The sequence below is a fragment of the Mesorhizobium sp. AR10 genome (genome assembly GCF_024746795.1).
GTDB lineage: Bacteria > Pseudomonadota > Alphaproteobacteria > Rhizobiales > Rhizobiaceae > Mesorhizobium.
Map to the genome: position 1 here is coordinate 5,754,343 of NZ_CP080524.1, position 20,147 is coordinate 5,774,489.

At 64.9% G+C, this 20,147-nt stretch carries 18 protein-coding genes; 11 read left to right on the top strand and 7 right to left on the bottom strand.

Going from position 1 to position 20,147, the window contains the following annotated elements; translation table 11 throughout:
- Window position 1: 1 nt before the first annotated feature.
- From LHFGNBLO_RS31645 to LHFGNBLO_RS31665, 5 genes are read right to left on the bottom strand one after another with little or no spacing between them, the layout of a single operon-like run.
- The gene (locus LHFGNBLO_RS31645; RefSeq protein ID WP_258603905.1) at window positions 2–430 is read right to left on the bottom strand and encodes a DUF4440 domain-containing protein; all 429 of its coding nucleotides are present in this window, start codon (window positions 428–430) and stop codon (window positions 2–4) included.
- A gap of 19 nt (window positions 431–449) precedes the next feature.
- A complete protein-coding gene (locus LHFGNBLO_RS31650) occupies window positions 450–1,505 on the bottom strand; it encodes an aldo/keto reductase (RefSeq protein WP_258603906.1) in 1,056 nt (351 codons plus the stop codon).
- Window positions 1,502–1,855: a TIGR04076 family protein gene (locus LHFGNBLO_RS31655; protein ID WP_258603907.1), complete on the bottom strand. Its 354-nt coding sequence runs from the start codon at window positions 1,853–1,855 to the stop codon at window positions 1,502–1,504. Before LHFGNBLO_RS31655 ends, LHFGNBLO_RS31650 begins: the two co-directional genes overlap by 4 nt.
- Window positions 1,856–2,344 (bottom strand): DUF3830 family protein, encoded by a 489-nt coding sequence (locus LHFGNBLO_RS31660; RefSeq protein WP_258603908.1) that lies wholly within the window; start codon window positions 2,342–2,344, stop codon window positions 1,856–1,858.
- Window positions 2,341–3,069: a GntR family transcriptional regulator gene (locus tag LHFGNBLO_RS31665; RefSeq protein ID WP_258603910.1), complete on the bottom strand. Its 729-nt coding sequence runs from the start codon at window positions 3,067–3,069 to the stop codon at window positions 2,341–2,343. Before LHFGNBLO_RS31665 ends, LHFGNBLO_RS31660 begins: the two co-directional genes overlap by 4 nt.
- A gap of 124 nt (window positions 3,070–3,193) precedes the next feature.
- On the opposite strand from LHFGNBLO_RS31665, the gene LHFGNBLO_RS31670 reads away from it, so the two are divergent.
- From LHFGNBLO_RS31670 to LHFGNBLO_RS31690, 5 genes are read left to right on the top strand one after another with little or no spacing between them, the layout of a single operon-like run.
- A complete protein-coding gene (locus tag LHFGNBLO_RS31670) occupies window positions 3,194–3,991 on the top strand; it encodes an ABC transporter ATP-binding protein (RefSeq protein WP_258603912.1) in 798 nt (265 codons plus the stop codon).
- Window positions 3,988–4,737 carry an ABC transporter ATP-binding protein gene (locus tag LHFGNBLO_RS31675; RefSeq protein WP_258603914.1) on the top strand — a complete coding sequence of 250 codons (750 nt, stop codon included), beginning with the start codon at window positions 3,988–3,990 and terminating at the stop codon, window positions 4,735–4,737. The genes LHFGNBLO_RS31670 and LHFGNBLO_RS31675 overlap by 4 nt, the downstream gene beginning before the upstream one ends.
- A complete protein-coding gene (locus LHFGNBLO_RS31680) occupies window positions 4,734–5,642 on the top strand; it encodes a branched-chain amino acid ABC transporter permease (protein ID WP_258603915.1) in 909 nt (302 codons plus the stop codon). The genes LHFGNBLO_RS31675 and LHFGNBLO_RS31680 overlap by 4 nt, the downstream gene beginning before the upstream one ends.
- Window positions 5,639–6,610, top strand: coding sequence for a branched-chain amino acid ABC transporter permease (locus LHFGNBLO_RS31685; RefSeq protein ID WP_258609992.1), 972 nt, complete (start codon window positions 5,639–5,641; stop codon window positions 6,608–6,610). The genes LHFGNBLO_RS31680 and LHFGNBLO_RS31685 overlap by 4 nt, the downstream gene beginning before the upstream one ends.
- A gap of 8 nt (window positions 6,611–6,618) precedes the next feature.
- Window positions 6,619–7,908, top strand: a complete 1,290-nt coding sequence (locus tag LHFGNBLO_RS31690; RefSeq protein ID WP_319944236.1) for an NAD(P)/FAD-dependent oxidoreductase — start codon at window positions 6,619–6,621, stop codon at window positions 7,906–7,908.
- Here the strand turns inward: LHFGNBLO_RS31690 and LHFGNBLO_RS31695 are convergent.
- A complete protein-coding gene (locus tag LHFGNBLO_RS31695) occupies window positions 7,905–9,122 on the bottom strand; it encodes an MFS transporter (protein WP_258603918.1) in 1,218 nt (405 codons plus the stop codon). The genes LHFGNBLO_RS31690 and LHFGNBLO_RS31695 overlap by 4 nt on opposite strands.
- A gap of 48 nt (window positions 9,123–9,170) precedes the next feature.
- Here LHFGNBLO_RS31695 and LHFGNBLO_RS31700 point away from each other — a divergent pair, with 48 nt between their 5' ends.
- The 6 genes from LHFGNBLO_RS31700 (at window position 9,171) to LHFGNBLO_RS31725 (ending at window position 17,234) form a co-directional block, all read left to right on the top strand.
- Window positions 9,171–9,710, top strand: coding sequence for an Lrp/AsnC family transcriptional regulator (locus tag LHFGNBLO_RS31700; protein ID WP_258603919.1), 540 nt, complete (start codon window positions 9,171–9,173; stop codon window positions 9,708–9,710).
- A gap of 100 nt (window positions 9,711–9,810) precedes the next feature.
- A complete protein-coding gene (locus tag LHFGNBLO_RS31705) occupies window positions 9,811–11,205 on the top strand; it encodes an SWIM zinc finger family protein (protein WP_258603921.1) in 1,395 nt (464 codons plus the stop codon).
- The gene (locus LHFGNBLO_RS31710; protein WP_258603922.1) at window positions 11,202–12,641 is read left to right on the top strand and encodes a DUF5691 domain-containing protein; all 1,440 of its coding nucleotides are present in this window, start codon (window positions 11,202–11,204) and stop codon (window positions 12,639–12,641) included. Before LHFGNBLO_RS31705 ends, LHFGNBLO_RS31710 begins: the two co-directional genes overlap by 4 nt.
- Before the next feature lie 19 nt (window positions 12,642–12,660).
- Window positions 12,661–13,740, top strand: coding sequence for an ATP-binding protein (locus tag LHFGNBLO_RS31715; protein WP_258603923.1), 1,080 nt, complete (start codon window positions 12,661–12,663; stop codon window positions 13,738–13,740).
- A gap of 4 nt (window positions 13,741–13,744) precedes the next feature.
- Window positions 13,745–16,009, top strand: a complete 2,265-nt coding sequence (locus tag LHFGNBLO_RS31720) for a DUF5682 family protein (RefSeq protein WP_258603925.1) — start codon at window positions 13,745–13,747, stop codon at window positions 16,007–16,009.
- Window positions 16,002–17,234 (top strand): VWA domain-containing protein, encoded by a 1,233-nt coding sequence (locus tag LHFGNBLO_RS31725; protein WP_413774659.1) that lies wholly within the window; start codon window positions 16,002–16,004, stop codon window positions 17,232–17,234. Before LHFGNBLO_RS31720 ends, LHFGNBLO_RS31725 begins: the two co-directional genes overlap by 8 nt.
- Before the next feature lie 9 nt (window positions 17,235–17,243).
- On the opposite strand, the gene tssH is transcribed toward LHFGNBLO_RS31725, so the two are convergent.
- Window positions 17,244–20,063, bottom strand: a complete 2,820-nt coding sequence (tssH, locus tag LHFGNBLO_RS31730; protein WP_258603929.1) for a type VI secretion system ATPase TssH — start codon at window positions 20,061–20,063, stop codon at window positions 17,244–17,246.
- Window positions 20,064–20,147 lie beyond the last annotated feature (84 nt).

Sequence of the window (20,147 nt, forward strand, 5' to 3'; positions counted from 1 at the left end):
TTCAGCTTTCCGGCACCTGCAGCCAGGTTTCATGCAGATGTCGCCATTCGACGCCGTTGGGCGCCGATGAACTGGTGGTGAAAACGGCACTCGACCGGCGGCGGCTGTGCTCGCCGCCGCGCAGCTGCGCCTCGATGTAGAAGACGACGATCGTATCGGCGGTCTGCCAGCCGGGACGGATGTCCTCGATCGAGATGGCAAAGCCTTCGTCACAGGTGGCGCGGCTGTCCCGGACATGATCGACAACCGCGTCGCGATCGAGGATCTGGCCGCTTGGCGCAACCATGCTGAAGCCTTCGCCCATGACGCGTTCGAAGCGGCTGAAATCGGCGCTGTCGGCGCGCGCCTCGACGAACCAGTCGACGAAGAAGCGGTGGAGATCGACGACCTCGGCACTGGCGCGTGAAAACAAGGAGGGCTGTGCGCTCATATCCGGCCTGCATTCAAGCTCATATCCGGCCCGCATTCAAATTGTAGTGCATGATCGAACCGTGGCGGCCGTGGCGGTCGCGCTCCAGCGTGTAGACGTCGCCCAGGGGGCCACCGCTTTGCGCGATGACGGCGGCGATCCGCGCCCGGTCATCGGCATCGAGCGCGACGTCCATTATTTTCGCATTGGCAAGAGCGTGTGCCTGATTGCGGGCGCCGACGATGACGGCCGCCACCTGCGGCTGCTCGAGCACCCAGGCACTGGCGATGGTGGCGATGTCGACGCCGTGGCGGTCACCCACCGCCTTGAGCACCTGAAGCAGTTGCTGGAACAAGTCCCAGCCGCCAAAGTCATCGATGATCAGCTTGTACTTGACCAGCGAGCGGTTTTCGAGCGGCGTTTGCGGCGCGGCGACGCCAAGCCATTTGTCGCTGAGGAAGCCGCCCGCCACGGAACCGTAGCAAAGGAAACTGATGCCATTCTGGCCGGCAAGTGCGGCAAGGCTGTTGGCCGGCCGCTGGTCGAGCACGGAATATTGCAGCTGCTGGCTGACCAGCGGCACGCCGGCCGCCAGGATCTCGGCCAGGCGCGGCGTGTCGAAATTTGTGGTGCCGACATTGCGCAGCTTGCCTTCGAGGCGCAGCTCGTTCAACCAGCCCATCGCATCGACATAGCGAGGCTGCTCATAATCCCACCAGTGGAACTGGACGAGATCTAGCCGCTCGGTCTTCAGCCGCCGCAGCGACTGGTCGACGATGCCTTTGATGTAATCGCGGCTGATGTTGGCGAGCCGTTCGAGGTCGGGCACCAGCTTGGTGTGCACCTTCATCCGGGCGGCGGCATCGAGACCGCGCTCGCTGGCCAGCCGCAGTCGCGCCGCACCGATCAACTCCTCGACGCCGGTGTAGATATCGGCGCAATCATAGGTCCAGATGCCGGCATCGAAGGTGGCGATCAGATCGGTCACCGCCTGCTCGCGGTCGATGGCGCCGTGCCCGCCGGCCAGCTGCCAGCCGCCGCGGATGACGCGCGAGATGGTGTAGCCGGGGCTGAGCTCGAAGGTCTTGGCGGTCATTTCTCGTCATTCTCCTTCGGCAGCGGCACTGCCGTGGTCTCGGCATGGCTGAACTGCCGCTTGCCGGTCCTGACGATCCTCAGCCGGCTGGCGCAATTGGGATCGGGACAAGCGATCTCGGCGTCCGATGTCATCCAGTCGTTCTTGTGGGTCGGACGCTGCTTGGCTGCCAGCAACGGCAGGACGGCCGATATCGAATAGATCGAAAAGCCCTGCCCCGCCGGCATCGACAGCATCTCGCCCTTGAGCTCGAAATAATCGCCCGCCTTGGCGCCGCAATAGATCGGCTTGCCCTGCGGGATGACCGCCTCGACGCGGAGGTCGAAGAGTTCGAAACTGTCATCGGCCATTCAGACCTCCACCAGGCTGAAGGTGACGTCGCAGGCGCCGTTGCGGCGGATGACGCCGCAAGCGGCGGCGAACTGATCGCGCTCGTCGGGACGCACCTGCGCCACCACGCTGCCGGCCAGCCAGCCGATCGGGAACAGCAGGCGCGCGCCCTGCCCGTAATACAGGCCGATGTCGAAGATCGCGTTGGGATTGCCACCCCACATGCGCGGCGGCACATAGGACAGCACGATGTCGCCGGGCTGCGGCGTCAGCGTCGCATTCTCGGCCGACAAGGGCACGGCATAGGCCTGGCCATCCAGATGCGCTGATGGAACCGGGCAGGAGATTTCAGGCCCCGTCCACATCGCATGGATGCCGGCAACGACGCGCGGCTGCCCGAGATACGCCTGCAGGAAGGCCGCATTCTCGGGCGCCTTTTCCGGCAACAGCAGCGCCGTCACCGAAAGGTTCGAGCGTGGCTCTGTGATCCGGATGGCAGGCTTGGTCATGTCGAGCCTTTCGCGGATTGCAGCTTGTCGCGCAGGAAGGCGAAGGGCCGGCTGATGTCGGCGACAAGCGCTTCGCGCGCAGCCTGCGCATCCTGCCTGGCAAGTGCCGCGACGATGCTGCGGTGATAGTGGGCGGTATCGACCTCGCCAGCCTCCGAGAAGGCGTAGATGGCGACGCGGATGCAGGGTCCCGATTGCAGCCAGAGGCTCTCGATCATCGGGATCAGCACGGCGGACCCGCAGCAACGGTAGATTTCGAAATGGAAGCTCTGGTTGAGCGTCGCTTCGCGGTCGATGTCCTTCTTGTGCTTCAGCGCCCGCATCTCGTCCCACTCGCCGAGCATGGCTTCGATGGTGGCTATCTGGCGCGGACCCATGCGCGTGGCGGCAAGCGCGATCGCTTCGCCCTCGATGAGCGAGCGGGCGCGCAACAGATCATCGATACGCTCCAGCGTGATCGGGGGCACCCGCACCGAGCGGTTGGGAAGCGCCTCCAGCGCCTGTTCCGTAATCAGCCGTCCGAGCGCCTCGCGCACCGGCATGGTGCTGGTGACCAGCGCATCGGCTAGCCCGCGGATGGTAAGCACCTGGCTCGGCTCGAAAAGGCCACCGATCAGGGCCCGGCGCAATTCCGAATAGACGCGATCCTGCACGGTCTCGCGGCCGACCGGCGTAAGCTGGGCGGCGATCGCCTCGTTGTTTCGCTCGATGGCAGCCTTTTGCATGGCACTCCGGTTTGGCGCGTTTTTGGCTTGCGGAGAAAATTAAAGCCGATTAGCGTGATCAAAGCAAGTGTGATCACAAATCAAAAAATCAGAAAGCGGCAACGACCGCTCGGCCAGAGGGTGCATGAGCGAGACAACAGAAAGGCAGGACGAAATCCGCGCACCGGTTCTGTCGGCAAAGAACGTCGTCAGGCGTTTCGGCGGCCTCGTCGCGGTCAATGATGTCTCATTCGACGTCCGGCACGGAGAGATCCTCGGCCTCATCGGCCCGAACGGCGCCGGCAAGACGACAATGTTCGACCTGCTGGCCGGAAGCATCCTGCCCACCAGCGGCGAGATCCTGCTCAACGGCACGCTGGTGTCGGGGGAAGCGGCGCACCGCCGCATCGGCCGCGGCCTTGGCCGCACCTTCCAGATTCCGCGGCCTCTGCCCAACCTGACGCTGATCGAAAACGTCATGCTGGCCGCACAGGGCCAAGCTGGCGAAAGGCTGCTCGCCAACTTCCTGATACCGCGACGGGTCGCCGCCGAGGAAAGGGTTGCCGAGACGAAGGCGCTCGAGTTGCTCGAGCTGGTTTCACTTGCCCGCCTGGCCCACGAACCGGCGCGTGTGCTCTCCGGCGGCCAGCGCAAGCTGCTCGAACTCGCTCGCGTCATGATGGCCGACCCGACGATCATCCTGCTCGACGAGCCGGCGGCCGGCGTCAATGCAACGCTGCTCGAAGTCATCATCGACCGCATTCGCGACATCAACGCCCGCGGCATCACCTTCCTGCTGATCGAGCACAATATCGACATGGTGACGCGGCTCTGCCATCGCGTCCTGGTCATGGCGAGCGGCCAGCTTTTGTGCGAGGGCACCGCCGACGAGGTGGCGCGCGATCCACGCGTCATCGAGGCCTATCTCGGAGGCGCGGCATGACCCAGACCGTCCTCAACGTTCGCGACCTCGAAGCCGGCTACGAGCCCGGCGTGCCGATCGTGCGCGGCGCCTCGATCACCGTGAGCAAGGGCGAGATCGTCGTCGTTCTCGGCCCCAATGGCGCTGGCAAGTCGAGCCTGATCAAGGCCATCTCCGGCCTTGTCCCGATCACCGGCGGCACGGTGCTGCTGGACGGCAAGGATATCACCGCCGCGCCCGCCCACACCATGGTTCGCCTCGGCCTTGCCTTCGTGCCGCAGACCGAAAACATTTTCCCGCTGATGTCGGTGGAGGACAATCTGAAGGTCGCCTGCGGCATCCTGAAGCCGCGCGAGACCCCTGCCCGCATCGAGGAAATGTATGCGGCCTTCCCCGATCTCGCCCGCCAGCGCCGGACCGTGGCCGGAAACCTCTCGGGCGGACAGCGGCAGATGCTGGCGGTCGCCCGGGCATTGATCGTCCATCCCAAGGTGCTGGTGCTTGACGAACCGTCGGCGGGCCTGTCGCCGAAATTCGTGTCGATGGTGTTCGAGATGCTGGCCGGCATCCGCAAATCCGGCGTCACCATCCTGCTGGTCGAACAGAACGCCAAGGCAGCGCTTGCCATCGGCGATCGCGCCTATGTGCTGGTCGAAGGCAAGGACCGGCATGAGGGCGTCGCCGCCGAACTGTGGAACGATCCGGTCGTCGCCGAACTCTATCTTGGCCAACGCCGCCAACAGCCGGGCAAAGGAAGTGCGGCATGAGCCTGCAATTTGTCGTCGACGGACTTTTGACGGGCTCGATGATCGGCCTTGGCGCCATCGGCGTGACGCTGACCTATTCGATCCTGCGCTTCTCGAACTTCGCTCATGGCGACTTCATGGCCTGGGGCACCTACGCGACACTGGCCGTGGTCAGCGCCCTCGGCGCCATGTTCGGCAAGATAGCACCCATCGCACCGCTGTCCTTCGGCTGGCCGCTGATCGCCGCGCTGATCATCGGCATGGCGCTCACCGGCCTGCTGGCGCTGCTGCTCGACTTTGTGCTGTTCGCGCGGCTGCGCGCACAAGGCCAGGCGATCATCGTGGTGATGGCGAGCTTCGGCGCCTCGATGGCGCTGCGAAGCCTGCTCGAATTCATCTTCACCTCGCGCCCGACCTATTTCAGCCGGGCGATCCAGATCGCCATGCCGGTCGGCTTTGGCATTCGCATCACCCCCGACCAGATCGCCTTGCTGCTGCTGACCGCCGCGCTGGTGCTCGGTGTGCACCTGTTGATGACGCGCACCCAGACCGGCCGCTCGATGCAGGCATTGAGCCAGAACGCGGCATTGGCCCGCATCGTCGGTATCGACGTCGCAAAAGTGGTGCGCGTCACCTGGATCATCGGCGGGGCGCTGGCCTGCGTCGCCGGCGTCATGATCGGCATTCTCATCCAGATCCGCCCGTTCATGGGCTTCGACATGCTGCTGCCGATGTTCGCGGCCGCCATCCTCGGCGGCATCGGCAGCGTGCCGGGCGCCGTTCTCGGCGGCTTGATCATCGGCCTCGCCGAAGCCGGTGCGGTGCAATTGATCGGTGCCGAATGGCGCGCCGCAGTCTCCTTCATCATCCTGATGGCGGTGCTGTTCGTGCGGCCCATCGGCCTTTTCGGAGTGAGGGAACGCTGATGGATCTGCTCGGCTATGGCGCCTTCTTCCTGACCACCGCACTGATCTTTTCGCTGGTCACGCTCGGACTCAATCTGCAATGGGGGCTGACCGGGCTGTTCAATGTCGGTCTCGCCGGCTTCGTCGCCATCGGCGCCTACACCTCGGCACTGTTGACCACACCCGATGACGCGGCGCGTCTTGGCGGCTTCGGCCTGCCGATCCTTGTCGGCTGGCTCGGCGCCATGCTGGTTGGCGGAATCGCCGCCGCCATCACCGGCATCGCCACGCTGCGCCTGAGATCGGACTATCTGGCGATCACCACCTTCGGCGTCGCCGTCGTCGTGCAGCTCGTCGCGCTCAACGCCCAGAAGCTGACCGGCGGCCCGTTCGGCATCGGCTTCATTCCGCGTCCCTTCGGCGGCCTTGCCGAAACGCCGTTGCTGTTCAACCTGTCGAATCTCGCCGTCGTCTCGGGGGTGACGCTGATCGTCTATCTGGCGCTGGAGCATCTGTCGCGTAGCCCATGGGGGCGCGTGCTGAAGGCGCTGCGCGAGGATGAGCGGGCGGCGATATCGCTGGGCAAGAGCGCGCGTTTCTACCGCGTCCAGGCTTTTGCCGTCGGCGGCGCCATCATGGCGCTGGCCGGGGCGCTGCAGGCGCATTTCACCGGCTTCATCGCGCCGGACAATTATCTGCCGATCCTGACTTTCCAGGTGTGGGTGATGCTGATCGTCGGCGGCTCGGGCAGCAACATAGGCGCCGTTGTCGGCAGCATCCTGGTATGGGCGATATGGGCCGGGTCGGGAACCTTGACCAGCGTACTGTTCTCGCCGGAGCAGCAGGCGCGCGCCGCCGCGCTGCAGATCGTCGCCATCGGCGTGATGCTATGCGTCATCCTTCTGGTCAGGCCGAATGGCCTGCTCGGCGACAGGCCGCGTGCGCGGTTCGGCAAGGTTGTGAAAGCAGTGGCGAGCGAGAGCAAGTGACGAAAGACATGGCCGGCTCGCCCAGCCTTTCCCTCTGGCACGCCATCAGCCGCTATCGCCGCCAACGGCCAGCGCTGGAAGGTGCACTCGATGTCGATCTGGCGATCGTCGGCGGCGGCTTTGCCGGCCTGTCAACAGCACTTCACGCTGCAGAGCGGGGGCGCTCGGTTGCCGTTCTCGAGGCTGAAATCATCACCTGGGGCGCAACCGGGCGCAATGCCGGCTTCATCGTACCGAACTTCGCCAAGAAGGACCCGATCGACATCCTTGTCCATCTCGGACCCGAGCGCGGCAAAAGGCTGATCGATTTCGCCGCCGGCAGCGCCGACCTCGTCTTCCGCCTGATCCGGCGGCATGGCATCGACTGCGACGCCATGCAGAGCGGATGGATCCAGCCGGCGCATTCACTGGCTGCTTTCGAAAAGGTCAAATCGCGCGCCAGCCAGTGGGCAGGGCGCGGCAGGCCTGTTGTCACGCTGGACAGAAAGGCAATCGAGGACATGACCGGCGTTCGAGGCTATGCCGGCGGCTGGATGGATCGTTCGGGCGGCGTGCTCAATCCAGTCGACTACGCCCGTGGGCTGGCCGATGCGGCGGAGAAGGCCGGCGCGCGCATCTTCGAGCACGCGCGCGTTACCTCTATCGATCGGATGTCGGACGGCTGGGCCCTGAAGACGGCGGCCGGGTCGGTGCGTGCCGGAAAGGTCCTGATCGCCACCAACGCCTATGGTGGACCGCTGTTTCAGGTGCTGCAGCGCACCTACTTCCCGCTGAAAATCTTCCAGGTCGCGACTGCGCCGCTGCCACGCGAAGTGCGCACGCGCCTGCTGCCAGGCGGGCAAGGCGTCGGCGACACCAGGCGCAATCTCTTTACCTTCCGCTTCGATGCCGAAAACCGGCTGATCAGCGGTGGTATGCATGTTCTGGGCAGCGGCGCCGATACGCGCGTGCCGCAAACGATCTGGCGACGGCTGGCAAGACATCTCGATCTTCCGGAACTGCCGCCGCTTGAACACAGCTGGTCGGGGATGGCTGCCGTCGAGCCCGATTTCCTGCCGCGCCTCGTCGATCTCGGGCCGGGCCTGATCGCCGGCTTTGCCTGTAACGGTCGCGGCATCGCCATGACCACGGCCATGGGCAAGGTGCTTGCGGACTGGGCTGGTGGAGCCGACGCCCGCGATCTGCCACTTCCGTTTGCGCCACCGTCGCCGATCCCGCTGCATGGCTTGCTCAGGCATGCGCCAAACATGCTGCTGCCATGGAGCATGCTGCGCGACCGGCTGGACGCTGCCGCTTAGCTCCGCTGCTCGATCGAAGCGTGGCCGTCCTGCCGGCGGGCTGCGGCAGGCCATGCCGCCGCCGAAGCGGCAATCAGCATCAGAAGCGCTGCGACCATCGCGCACGTGGCATATCCAAACCCGGAATAAAGCGGTCCGAAGCCGGTGGTGCCGACAAAGACCGCGAAGTACGTCACCGCACTGTTCAAGCCCATGATGGTGCCGCGCCGCGAAGGATCGAGTGCGGTGAGGCGCGTCACCAACACGTTGAGGCCGAAATGATTGGCAAGGCCCCACACGGCCACCATCGCAATGGTCAGGCCGAAGCTGCCGCTTGCCGCGGCAAGCGCGACATAGACGATCGCGACGAGCAGATAGGCGAACGGCATGACGCGGCGCGCGCCCAGGCGATCAATTATGCCGTCAAGGAGTGCGGCCGTGCCGAAGCCGACGCCATAGGCGAGTGCTGCCCAGCCGTTGGCACTCACCGGCCGTCCCAACCCGCTGTGAAGATGGTCGCCGAGATAGCCATAGACACCGTAGAAGGCGGTCATGAAGGCGGCGCAGGCGATCAAAAGGGGCACGATGCCGGGAACGCGCAACGCAGCCAGCGGCGTCGGCGCCGGGCCGCTTTTCCTGACGTCGCTCAGCGAGGTCACTGTGAGACCGGCCAACGCAAGCGCTGCAAGGAGCGCGACCGCCGCGAACACGGCGCGCCAATGCACCAGGTCGGCAAGCACGGCCGACAGCGAAACACCGGCTACCATGCTCAGGGTCCAGCCGGTCAGCACAACGCCGATCGTCCCGCTTTCGCGACCGGGCGGAGCGATCGCCGCGGAACTGGCATAGATTGCCGGCATGGCGACGCCGGCGGCGATGCCGGCAACAAGCTGGGCCGCAACCAGCGCCGATACCGTCGGTGCGGCGGCGCTGGCGACAAGCGCGATTGCCAGCAGAAGCAACGCGCCTTGCAACATGCGCCGGGCGCCAATTCGATCGATATAGCGCGCTAGGAACAAGGCGCTTGCCGATGTACCAAGACCGAACACGGCGGACGCGATCATGACGACCGGCACGCTTGTCGCAAACGCCGCCGCCACTGCCGGTGCTATCGGACCGAGAACCAGCGAGTTGGAGCCGATCACGGCGATGCATCCGGTCAGCAGGTATGCGAGGGCCGGGATAGATGGCCTGGGCGCCGCGGCCAATGTTGCTGCTTGATCACTGTTCGACATACGGCCATACTGACCGTATTTAGTTCTGCAGCAATAAGGAATTTCGGTATGAATGAAGAAACAGATGGCATTCTGCAGAACAAGCCTACCACCCGCGACGTCGACGCGATTGACCGAAAGATATTAGGCGTTCTGGTCGACGACGCCACGATCAGCTATGCCGAACTCGGTGATCGCGTCGGCCTTTCGCCGCCGGCAGCCCATGAACGCGTGAAGCGGCTTCGGCGCAGCGGCGCCATCCGCAATACGGCGGCGATCATAGATCCCAAGGCGGTGCGCAAGCCGTTGCTCGCCTTCGTGCACGTCGACACCAGCGGCTGGGGCAAGACCCCGGAACTGATGGCGGTTTCCGAGCACCCGGAGGTGGAGGAGATCCATTCGGTGGCCGGCGATACCTGCATGCTGATCAAGGTCCGCACCGAGGACACAAGGGCGCTCGAAGGCCTGCTGCAGCGCCTCTACGAAACGCCCGGCGTCACCGCGACGCGAAGCTATGTGGTTCTGTCGACCTATCTCGAGCGGCCGGTGCAGCCGGGGATCACGACGCAATGGCCAACGCCCCGACACATGGCCAAGCCGCTATATTGACTGGCGCGATCTTCATTTCGCCAGAGCTACAATAGTTCTTAACAAACGGCTATCTATCCTGACGACAGGCGCATTGGTTCGAGTCACGAGGGGGCGCGGCTTGGAATTCGATTTGAAAACCATCGAGGCGCTTGCCCCCGATCAGGCATCGCTGAGCGCCGCCTCCAAGCTGACCAAGAGATCGAACTGGCCGCGCCTGGAAAAGAATGAGCAGCAGGCGCTGATATGGGGTGAATGCCAGGGCTCCGGCTCCAATCCCTATCGCGTAGCGGTTGATACTGGCGATCACGGCTACAAATGCACCTGCCCGTCGCGAAAATTCCCGTGCAAGCACACGCTGGCCCTGATGTGGATCGCCGCCACCGCGCCAGCCAGCTTTGCGCCCGCCGAATCGATACCGGAATGGGTGAATGACTGGCTCGGCCGGCGCCGGAAGACGACACCACAGCCGACGGGCCCGATACCCGGCGCGGTAGGCAAGAGCATTGATGAAGCCGCACGGCAGGACGAGAGCGCCGCCGTCGAAGACGTTGCGGCGGTGGAGCGCCGCGAAGCAGCGCAGCGCAAGCGGGTGGAAGATACGCGATCCGCAGTGTCGGCGGCGCTCGATGAACTCGACCAATGGATTGCCGACCAGTTGCGGCTAGGTCTTTCCGGATTTGTCGACGCCAGCAGCGATCGTTGCCGCCGCATTGCCGCGCGGCTGGTCGACATGAAGGCAACAGCACTTGCCGGTCGCATCGACGAGATCCCGTCAAGGCTGATGGCGCTGCGCAGCGAAGAAAGACCGGACGCTGCGATCCGCGAACTCGGCAAGCTGGTGCTGCTGGCCAAGGCCTGGCGGTCGGCGCCCGACGACCCCGAGCTGAAACGGCTCGTATCGACATCCGAAACCCGCGACCAGGTTCTGGCCAATCCCGATGCGAAACAGATCGAAAGCTTCTGGGAAGTTGTCGGCGAGAAGATCGAGACCCGAAGGGATGGTCTCGTCAGCCATTCGACATGGCTGCTCGATCTGAAGAGCGCCATCCCGCAATTTGCCGTGCTTCTCGATTATTTTCCGGCCTCGGCCGGACGCCGATCCAACGCCTTTTCCCCAGGCGATCGCTTCAATGCCCGGCTGGTCTTTTATCCGGCACGCCAGCCGCTTCGTGCACTGGTGGTGGAGCGCATGGGCGACGTCACGTCCGGCGCATGGCCTGATTTTGCCGACGTGAAGGACCCACTTGCCGCGCATGCTTCCCAGCAGGATGGCGCGCCTTGGCTTACCGACAGCCCTCTCATCTTGCCGCCCGGTGCAATCCTGCTGGACGACCGGGGCACGGCCTGGTGGCAAGCGGCAGACGACCCGCAAGGGATCGCCCTGCCAATCGCCGGCGCCGTCCATCAGACAGTGCTTGGCCTTGACCTCGCGGCCACGGCAGCGCTGTGGAACGGCGCCCGGCTTGATCTTCTGGCGGCGCAAAGCGGATTCGGGAGGCTTGACCTGTCGTGAACGAGTTGGAGCAGACAGGTCTGGCGACAATGCGCGATTGCTGGATCACCGGCGGAACCACATTCGAACTGGCTCCGGCCGCGTGGAAGGCAATCGCCGGGGGCGCAAGCCCGGACGAGCAGGAGCGCCGGCTTCTGGCGATTGCCGCGCAGGCCCTGGATATTGGCTTGCGGCCTGCGGCACCGAAGGTACTCAAGCGTCGTCCACCGCTGCCAAGGCTTGGCCTGCCGCTGCTGCCGGAGCGGTTGCGGCCGCTGTTGCGGGCGGCCCTGAAGAATGCTGCCGATGCGCGGCGCAAGACACGCATCGCGACGCTTGTCGCCAGCCGCGGCAACGTGCTGCATCCGCTGGACTGGATGCCGTCTGTATCGGATCAGAACAGCCCCGACGTCTACGCCCCCTGGATCGACTGGCAGGCCAGCGTGGAGGGGCAGAAACTTGCTCCGCAGGAGCAATTGACGGTGCAGAACTGGGATGACTTCTATCCCGCCGCGCGGCGCATGGCGCTGGCCGAGATGCGGCGCCGCGATCCGGCGGCGGCCCGCAGCCTGATCGAAGCCAAGGCGCCGGGCGAACCGGCGGAAGTCCGGTTGGCGCTGATCGAACTGATGCATTTCGGCCTGACGCCGGAGGACGCGCCGCTCCTGAAAAGCCTGGCCACCGACCGGTCCGGCAAGGTGCAGGAGCTGGCGGGGAGGCTGCTGGCAAGGCTGGGCGAGCATGGCCGCGCCGGCGATGGCGGGGCCGACGATCCCGTTGCCGAACTCGCCGCCTTCATCAGCGAAGGCAAATCCGGCTTCATCCGCCGTCGCACCACCTACACGCCGGCGAAGCTGAAGTCGTCTGCGCAAGAAAGTCGTCGCGTCGACCTGTTTGCAAGCTGTTACCTGGTCGATCTTGCCGCGTGCTTCGGCAAAACAGAGGCCGATTTCATTGGCGCATGGCAATTCGGCGTCGACGACAAAGCGGATCTGTCTCTCGTCCGGATGGTCGCGGTGTCCGGCAGCGATGCCACGGTGGCGCTATTGGCGGATACGCTGACCGCCGAGGGCGGCAAGCCGGCGCTTTTCGTCTTCCACCTCATGTTGCGTTTGGACAGCGGCAGGAAGCGTACCCTGATCAGGCAGATGCTGAATGACGCGCAAAATCTTGAAGCGCTCAACCTGGTGGAAGGCGCCGAAGCAAGCTGGCTGGAATGGGACGATCTGACAAATGGCAAGGCGCTGTCGGCACTACGCTCCAAGGTTGCGGGAAACGACGAGCCTGCTAAGCGAAGCGCAGACCACGCCCTGGAAACGATAGGCTTTCTTGCCACAGCGGCGACTGCGGAGCGGTTGATCGGCGACATTGTCGCGGCCGGCATGCCGCCGGCGGCGGCTTCGCTCGCTTTTCTGCGCCTCAACGCGGCCTTGGCCAGGCCTGGACCCAACACGTGAGCAATCGGAGAACAGCACAATGAACGCAGCCATCCGTCTTCCGGTAGAGCAGGCCTACGCGTCTGAACTGCAAGCGCTGGCGCGCGGCGACGAGCGGCAGAAGCCTGCGGGCTGGAGCCTCTCGCCGAAGGCCGTCCTGACCTATCTGCTGGGCGGGAAGGCCGGTGACGGCACCGTGATAACGCCGAAATATGTCGGCCGCCGCCGGCTGATGGAAACGGCGGTGGCGACGCTCGCCACCGACCGCGCGCTGCTGCTGCTCGGCGTTCCCGGAACCGCCAAATCGTGGGTGTCGGAACATCTCGCCGCCGCCATCATGGGCAATTCCACGCTGATCGTGCAGTGCACGGCCGGCACCGACGAGAACCAGATCCGCTATGGTTGGAATTATGCGCAGCTGCTGGCCAAGGGTCCGAGCCAGGAAGCGCTGGTGCCGACGCCGCTCTACCGCGCCATGGAGAGCGGCAAGCTCTGCCGTCTCGAAGAACTGACGCGCATGGGTTCGGACGTGCAAGACACGCTGATCACCGTGCTTTCCGAAAAGATGATGCCTATCCCGGAGTTGAACACCTCGCTCTATGCCCAGCGTGGTTTCAACATCATTGCGACGGCAAACAACCGCGACAAGGGCGTCAACGAACTGTCCTCGGCCCTCAAGCGCCGCTTCAACGTCGTCGTGCTGCCATTGCCCGAGGACATGGCGGAAGAGGTGGCGATCGTCTCCAAACGGGTCGACGAGATGGCTGGCGGGCTCGACCTGCCGGTGCCGAAAAATGTCGGCGAGGAGATCGCCCGCGTGCTGACCATCTTCCGCGAATTGCGCTCCGGCGCGACCGCCGACGGCAAGGTGACGCTGAAGACGCCTTCGGGCTCGCTGTCGACCGCGGAGGCGATCGCCACCATGGTTGGCGGCCTCAGCCAGGCGGCCTGGTTCGACAGCGGCAAGCTCGGCGCCGAAGGTCTTGCCGCCAGCCTTGTCGGCGCGATCGTCAAGGACCCGGTACAGGACAAGGTGGTGCTGGAAGAATATCTGGAAACAGTGCTCAAGAAGCGGCCGGACTATGCCGGCTACTATGCGGCGCTGAACGCAGCGATCTGAGGTCATGGGGTTGAGCGACGTCGCCTATTTCGGCATACGCCATCACGGGCCGGGTTCCGCCGACAGCCTCGTGCAGGCACTGCAGGAATTGAAACCGGTCGCTGTGCTGATCGAAGGGCCGAGCGATGCCTCCGCGCTGCTGCCCTTGCTGGCCCGCCCGGAAATGCAGCCGCCGGTGGCGCTGCTCTGCTATCCAGAGGACGATCCGGCAGCGACAAGCTTCTGGCCGTTCGCCGAGTTCTCGCCCGAGTACCAGGCTGCGGTGTGGGCGGTGGAGAACAACGCGGCCCTGCGGTTCATCGACCTGCCGTCATCGGCGCGGTTCGCAGCACGAGCAAACGCCGACGACAAGACCGAAGAGGGCGACGAAACCGAGCCCAAGGACGAAGCCGACGAGGAGGGCGAGACGGCTTCGCATCGGCGTGATCCGATCGGCACTCTGGCGCAGGCCGCCGGCTATGAGGATGGCGAAAGCTGGTGGGCCGACATTATCGAGCAGAACCCACAGCCCGGCCCGATCTTCGCGGCAATCGCCGATGCGATGACGACTCTGCGCGATGGCGAAGGCATGATCGCGCCGTTCGAAGCCAAACGCGAAGCCCATATGCGGCGCGAAATCGCCGCCGCGCGCAAGGAATTCGACGGGCCGATAGCCGTCGTCTGCGGGGCATGGCATGTGCCGGCGCTGCAAGCAGCACATTCACAGAAAAACGATCTCGCTCTGCTCAAGGGCATTGCCCGGCGCAAGAGCACGATGACCTGGGCGCCGTGGACAGGGCCGCGTCTGGCGCTGGGCTACGGCTATGGCGCAGGCGTCGTCGCACCCGGCTGGTGCAAGCATCTGTGGCGCACGCGCGGCCGGCGCGATGCGGCAACCCTGTGGCTGGCGATGATCGCCGCGGTGCTGCGGGTGAAGGGCCATCTGGTGTCGACCGCTTCGCTGATCGAAGCGGAGCGGCTTGCCCGCACGCTCGCCGCCATTCGCGAACGGCCGAAACCCGGTTTTGAGGAATTGCGCGACGCCGCTATCGCAGCCCTGTTCAACGGCGAGGCGCTGCTATGGGCGCTGGTCGAGGCCGAGTTGCTTCTGGGTGCGGATGTCGGTGAAATTCCGCCCGACACGCCGCTGGCGCCATTGATCGAGGATCTGCAGCGCAACCAGAAGACGGCGCGGCTGAAGCCCGAGGCGCTGGAGCGGGAACTTTCCGTCGACCTGCGCAGCGAAAGCGGGCTGTTTCGCTCGACATTGCTGCATCGGTTGAACGTGCTTGGCGTGCATTGGGGCAAATTGACGGACGCCGCTCGCAGCCGTGGCACCTTTCGCGAGCGGTGGACCCTGGCCTGGGAGCCGGAATATGCCGTTCGCCTGGTCGAGAACCTGATTTACGGGCCGACCATCGAAAAGGCCGCCAACGGACGCCTGGTCCAGATGATCGAGACGGCGGCGACCCTCGATACGCTCGCAGCACTGGTCCAGAGCGCTATCACCGCAGACCTGTCGGAAGCGTCGACGGCCGGGCTCGCGGCGCTAGAGGCGCGCGCGGCGCGCAGCAGCGAATGCCTGGAGATCCTCGCCTCGGTGCCGCCACTCGCCGATATCATTCGTTATGGCGAGGCCCGCAAAACCGAGACGAAGCGGCTGTCCGGCCTCATGGAGCGGCTGATCATCGAAGCCGCGATCGCGCTCCCCTATGCCGCACGCGACCTGGACGAGCAAGCCGCCGCGACACTGGTTGGCGCGATGCGCAAGGCCGATGAAGCCATCAGGCTGGTCGAGCCCGGTGATGACGTGCTGGATGGATGGCGCAACGGGCTGGCCGCCGTGCTGGAGGGGGCACGGTCGACGGCGCTGCTGGCCGGATGCGCCGCGCACCTGCTCTACGAAGCCGGCCGCCTTTCCGCCGAAGCCGCAGCCGGGCTGCTTGGGCGACGGCTGTCGCCGGGGACGCCGGTCACGGCGGCGGCAGGGTTTTTCGAGGGATTCTTCAGCACCGCCGGTCAACGGCTCATCTACGACGAAGGGCTGCGCAGCGCTGTCGATGCGTGGCTCAAATCCCTTGATGAAGACGCTTTCATCGCGCATCTGCCGCTGCTGCGCCGCGTCTTTTCCAATCTGGACTCGATGGAGCGCCGGCGGTTGATCGAGGCGGTTCTCGGGCGCGCCGCGCGCTTGCCGGCTGGCCTGACGCCGGCGCCGGGCGGTGGCGAGGCATGGCGCCGGCATCTGGAACGGCTTGGTCCATTGCTGATGGGGGATGGCAATGGATAACGAGGCCGAAATGAACGAGCCTGGCGCACTCACGCCCGACGATGCAAGGGAGCGTCGCTGGCGCCTGGCGATCGGCGTCGCCGACGAGACCTCGCCAGCCCTTTCCGACGACGACAGACGGCTTTCGACAGCGCTCGACGCGCTCTATGGCAATGGCGCCAGCGATGCTGCCGCCGATCCACGCAAGCGGCGTGGCGGTCTCGGCCGGTCGGCGCCGCGCGTTGCGCAATGGATGGGGGACATCCGCTCCTTCTTTCCCGCGCAGGTCGTCCAGATCGTCCAGAAGGACGCCTTCGAACGGCTGGACCTGAAGCAGATGCTGATGGAGCCGGAATTCCTCAAAGCGATCGAGGCGGACGTCAATCTGGTTGCCGACCTGATTTCGCTTCGCTCGGTGATGCCGGCCAAGACCAAGGACATCGCCCGCACCATCATCGCCGATATCGTCGCCAAGCTGATGCAGCGGCTGGAGCAGAAAACCGCGGAGGCGATACGCGGTGCGCTCGACCGGTCGAGACGCACCAACCGTCCGCGCCAACGCGATATCGACTGGCCGCGCACCATCTCGGCAAACCTGCGCCACTATCAGCCCGAGCACAAAACCATCGTGCCGGAAAAGCTGGTTGGCTTCATGCGCAAGCAACGCCGGCTGGTCGATCTGGATGAAGTCGTGCTGTGCGTCGACCAGTCCGGTTCGATGGCAAGCTCGGTGATCTATGCCTCGATCTTCGCCGCGGTGATGGCCTCGCTGCCGGTTGTGCGCACCAAGCTTGTCTGCTTCGACACTGCCATCGTCGACCTGACCGACGAGCTCAGCGATCCCGTCGAAGTGCTGTTTGGCGTCCAGCTTGGCGGCGGTACCGACATCAACCAGGCGGTCGCCTATTGTGCCGAGCGCATCGAGCGACCGACCAAGTCCCATTTCGTGCTGATCACCGACCTCTACGAAGGCGGCAACGGCCAGGAGTTGCTGCGGCGGCTGGCGGGGCTGGTTCGATCCGGCGTCAACGTCGTCGTGCTGCTGGCGCTCACCGATCAGGGCCGGCCCGGCTATGACCCGGCGATGGCCGGTTCGGTCGCAGCCCTCGGCGTTCCGGTTTTCGCCTGCACGCCGGACCTGTTTCCAGACATGATGGCGACGGCCTTGCGCCGCGAAGGCATCGGCGCCTGGGCGGCAGGGGCCGACATCAAGCTGGTTCGCGCCGAGGCCGAGACACCCGAATGAGAGTGTTGGCTATTCAAACGAATAGGCAAACCCCTGGTCGGATGCGCTGACGGTCACCCTGGTCATCTTTTCCCCGTCGAGTGAGCGGTTCAGCACGCCGCGGCTCAGTTCCGGCAGCAGCGTGTTGGTCAGGATGGCGTCGATCATCCGGCCGCCGGACTCGATCTCGGTGCAGCGCGCCTTGACCAGGTCCATGACACCGTCGCCGATCACTAGCTCGGCGTCGTGACTGGCGCGCAGTCGCCGTGCGATCTTGGCAAACTGGTGACGTGTGATGGCCTCGATCATCGAATCCGAGAGCGGATAATAGGGTATGGTCACCACGCGGCCGAGGAAGGCCGCCGGGAAGACCTTCAGAAGCGGGCCACGCAGTGCCGTGTCGAGGTCGTCGAGCCCGGCCCGCACCGTGCCGTTTCCCGTCCGGTCCATGATGACCTCGGAACCGACATTCGAGGTCAGCAGGATCAGCGTGTTCTTGAAATCGATCCGCCGGCCCTCGCTGTCGTCCATCATCCCCTTGTCGAAGACCTGGAAGAAAATCTCATGCACGTCGGGGTGGGCCTTCTCGACCTCGTCGAGCAGGATCACCGAATAAGGCTTGCGACGCACGGCCTCGGTGAGAATACCGCCCTTGCCGTAGCCGACATATCCGGGCGGCGCTCCCTTCAGCGTAGAGACGGTGTGGGCTTCCTGGAACTCGGACATGTTGATCGAGATCAGGTTCTGCTCGCCGCCATAGAGCGTCTCGGCCAGCGCCAGCGCGGTCTCGGTCTTGCCGACCCCCGAAGGGCCGCAAAGCAGGAACACGCCCACCGGCTTTTCCGGCGCGCCGAGCCCGGCGCGGCTGGTCTGTACGCGCTTGGCGATCATCTCCATGGCATGATCCTGGCCAACGACGCGCTCGGAGAGTACCGAGGCAAGCCGCAGCGCCTTCTCGGTCTGGCTCGACAGCATCCGCCCGGTCGGGATGCCGGTCCAGTCCTGGACCACGGCAGCCACGGCGTTGCGGTCGACCGACGGCAGGATCAGCGGCGTCTCGCCTTGCGCCTCGGCCAGTTCGGCCATCAGTTCGCGCAGCCGCGCAAGATCGGCGGCCGGATCCGAGGGCGCAGGATCGGCATCCGCCGGCGCCTTGGCCTCGTCCTTGGCTTTCGTCGCCTTGGTTTTGGCTGTTTCAATCTCGGCTGTTTCAGTCTGGGGCGGCTCAGCCTTGGGCACCTTGGTCTTTTCTGCGTCCACTGCTGCTGTTTCGGTATCCGCCTCTTGTGTCTCCACCGTATCGAGCGGCACACCCTCGCCGCGCAGCCTGGCGCGCAATTCGAGGATTTCGGCAACCAGCGTCTTTTCCCGGTCCCAGCGCTCCTGCGCGGCGGCGAGCGTGACTTCGGTTTCAGCGAGCCCGGTGTCGACCCTTGTCTTTCGGTCGTCCACCTCGATGCCGATCGCAGCCTCGCGGCCAATGATGCCTTGCTCGACCTCCAGCGCCTGCCGGCGGCGCAGAATGTCTTCGACTTCGGCGGGCGTGGCGTGCTGCGATATCGCGACCCTGGCGCACGCGGTGTCGAGAAGGCTCACCGCCTTGTCCGGCAATTGCCGCGCCGGGATGTAGCGATGCGACAGGCTGACCGCCGCCTCGATCGCCTCATCCAGTATCTGGACCTTGTGGTGCTGCTCCAGAACGCCGGCGACACCGCGCAGCATGAGAACAGCCACCACTTCCGACGGCTCGTCGATCTTGACCACCTGGAAGCGGCGGGTAAGTGCCGGGTCCTTCTCGATGTACTGCTTGTATTCGGCCCAGGTGGTCGCTGCGATTGTGCGCAGTTCGCCCCGCGCCAGCGCCGGTTTCAAAAGATTGGCGGCATCGCCTGTTCCCGCAGCACCCCCCGCCCCGATCAAGGTATGAGCTTCATCGATGAACAGGATGACCGGCGTTTCAGAGGATTGAACCTCGTCGATGACCGCCTTCAGGCGCTTTTCGAACTCGCCCTTGACGCTGGCGCCCGCCTGCATCAGGCCGACGTCGAGCATGCGCACGCTGATGCCTTGCAGCGTCGGCGGCACATCCCCCTCGGCGATGCGCAAGGCAAAGCCCTCGACAACAGCGGTCTTGCCCACCCCGGCCTCGCCGGTCAGGATCGGGTTGTTCTGCCGGCGCCGCATCAGGATATCGATGATCTGCCTGATCTCCGGGTCGCGGCCGACGACCGGGTCGATCTTGCCGTCGCGGGCACGCTGGGTCAGGTCGGTGGCATATTTGGCCAGCGCCGAATCCCCGCCCGGAGCCCGCCGCGGCGTCTCGGCGGCGGGAACCGCGCTGGTGGAGGCCCCGCCTTCGAGTGAGCCTTCCACCACCTCCTCGAACCGGCTGACAACCGCGTCCGCATCGATCTTGTCGAACTCGCCGCTGATTTTCGACACCAGGCCTTCCAGAACCGGCGTCTTCAGGCAGGCAAGCAAAACATGCGCGCTGCGGACTTCCTCGACGCCGAATTCCAGCGTTGCCAGGTTCCAGGCTTCCTGGATGGCGTGAAAGATATGGTCGGAAAACTCCTCGATCGACGTGGCGCCATAGGGCAGCTTATCGACGGCGCGGGTCATATCGGCGGTGAGCCGACCCGCGTCCACCCCGGCATCAGCAAGCATCAGCTGCACATCCGAGCGATCGGAAAGCACCAGTTGTTCGATGAAGTGGACGAGTTCGACGTAAGGATTGCCGCGCAGCTTGGCGGCGTCGGCTGCCGCCTTGAAGGCGCGCACACAGACAGGATTGAGCTTACCGACCAGTTCCTTGCGTTTGAAACTCTGCGATGACCGGCGCTGCTCCATAGAACTTGCTCCTGTAATCAGGGCTGCCTGTTAACAACCTGCCACATAAGCAGCGACTTGACAAAGCGTGCGTTGGATAGGGCG

Bases quoted from the DNA above. Each gene is read 5' to 3' on its own strand.
- LHFGNBLO_RS31655 (WP_258603907.1), bottom strand. From the start codon at position 1,855: ATGGCCGATGACAGTTTCGAACTCTTCGACCTCCGCGTCGAGGCGGTC.
- LHFGNBLO_RS31645 (WP_258603905.1), bottom strand. From the start codon at position 430: ATGAGCGCACAGCCCTCCTTGTTTTCACGCGCCAGTGCCGAGGTCGTC.
- LHFGNBLO_RS31660 (WP_258603908.1), bottom strand. From the start codon at position 2,344: ATGACCAAGCCTGCCATCCGGATCACAGAGCCACGCTCGAACCTTTCG.
- LHFGNBLO_RS31670 (WP_258603912.1), top strand. From the start codon at position 3,194: ATGAGCGAGACAACAGAAAGGCAGGACGAAATCCGCGCACCGGTTCTG.
- LHFGNBLO_RS31695 (WP_258603918.1), bottom strand. From the start codon at position 9,122: ATGTCGAACAGTGATCAAGCAGCAACATTGGCCGCGGCGCCCAGGCCA.
- LHFGNBLO_RS31725 (WP_413774659.1), top strand. From the start codon at position 16,002: ATGGATAACGAGGCCGAAATGAACGAGCCTGGCGCACTCACGCCCGAC.
- LHFGNBLO_RS31675 (WP_258603914.1), top strand. From the start codon at position 3,988: ATGACCCAGACCGTCCTCAACGTTCGCGACCTCGAAGCCGGCTACGAG.
- LHFGNBLO_RS31720 (WP_258603925.1), top strand. From the start codon at position 13,745: ATGGGGTTGAGCGACGTCGCCTATTTCGGCATACGCCATCACGGGCCG.
- LHFGNBLO_RS31665 (WP_258603910.1), bottom strand. From the start codon at position 3,069: ATGCAAAAGGCTGCCATCGAGCGAAACAACGAGGCGATCGCCGCCCAG.
- tssH (WP_258603929.1), bottom strand. From the start codon at position 20,063: ATGGAGCAGCGCCGGTCATCGCAGAGTTTCAAACGCAAGGAACTGGTC.
- LHFGNBLO_RS31680 (WP_258603915.1), top strand. From the start codon at position 4,734: ATGAGCCTGCAATTTGTCGTCGACGGACTTTTGACGGGCTCGATGATC.
- LHFGNBLO_RS31690 (WP_319944236.1), top strand. From the start codon at position 6,619: ATGGCCGGCTCGCCCAGCCTTTCCCTCTGGCACGCCATCAGCCGCTAT.
- LHFGNBLO_RS31715 (WP_258603923.1), top strand. From the start codon at position 12,661: ATGAACGCAGCCATCCGTCTTCCGGTAGAGCAGGCCTACGCGTCTGAA.
- LHFGNBLO_RS31700 (WP_258603919.1), top strand. From the start codon at position 9,171: ATGAATGAAGAAACAGATGGCATTCTGCAGAACAAGCCTACCACCCGC.
- LHFGNBLO_RS31650 (WP_258603906.1), bottom strand. From the start codon at position 1,505: ATGACCGCCAAGACCTTCGAGCTCAGCCCCGGCTACACCATCTCGCGC.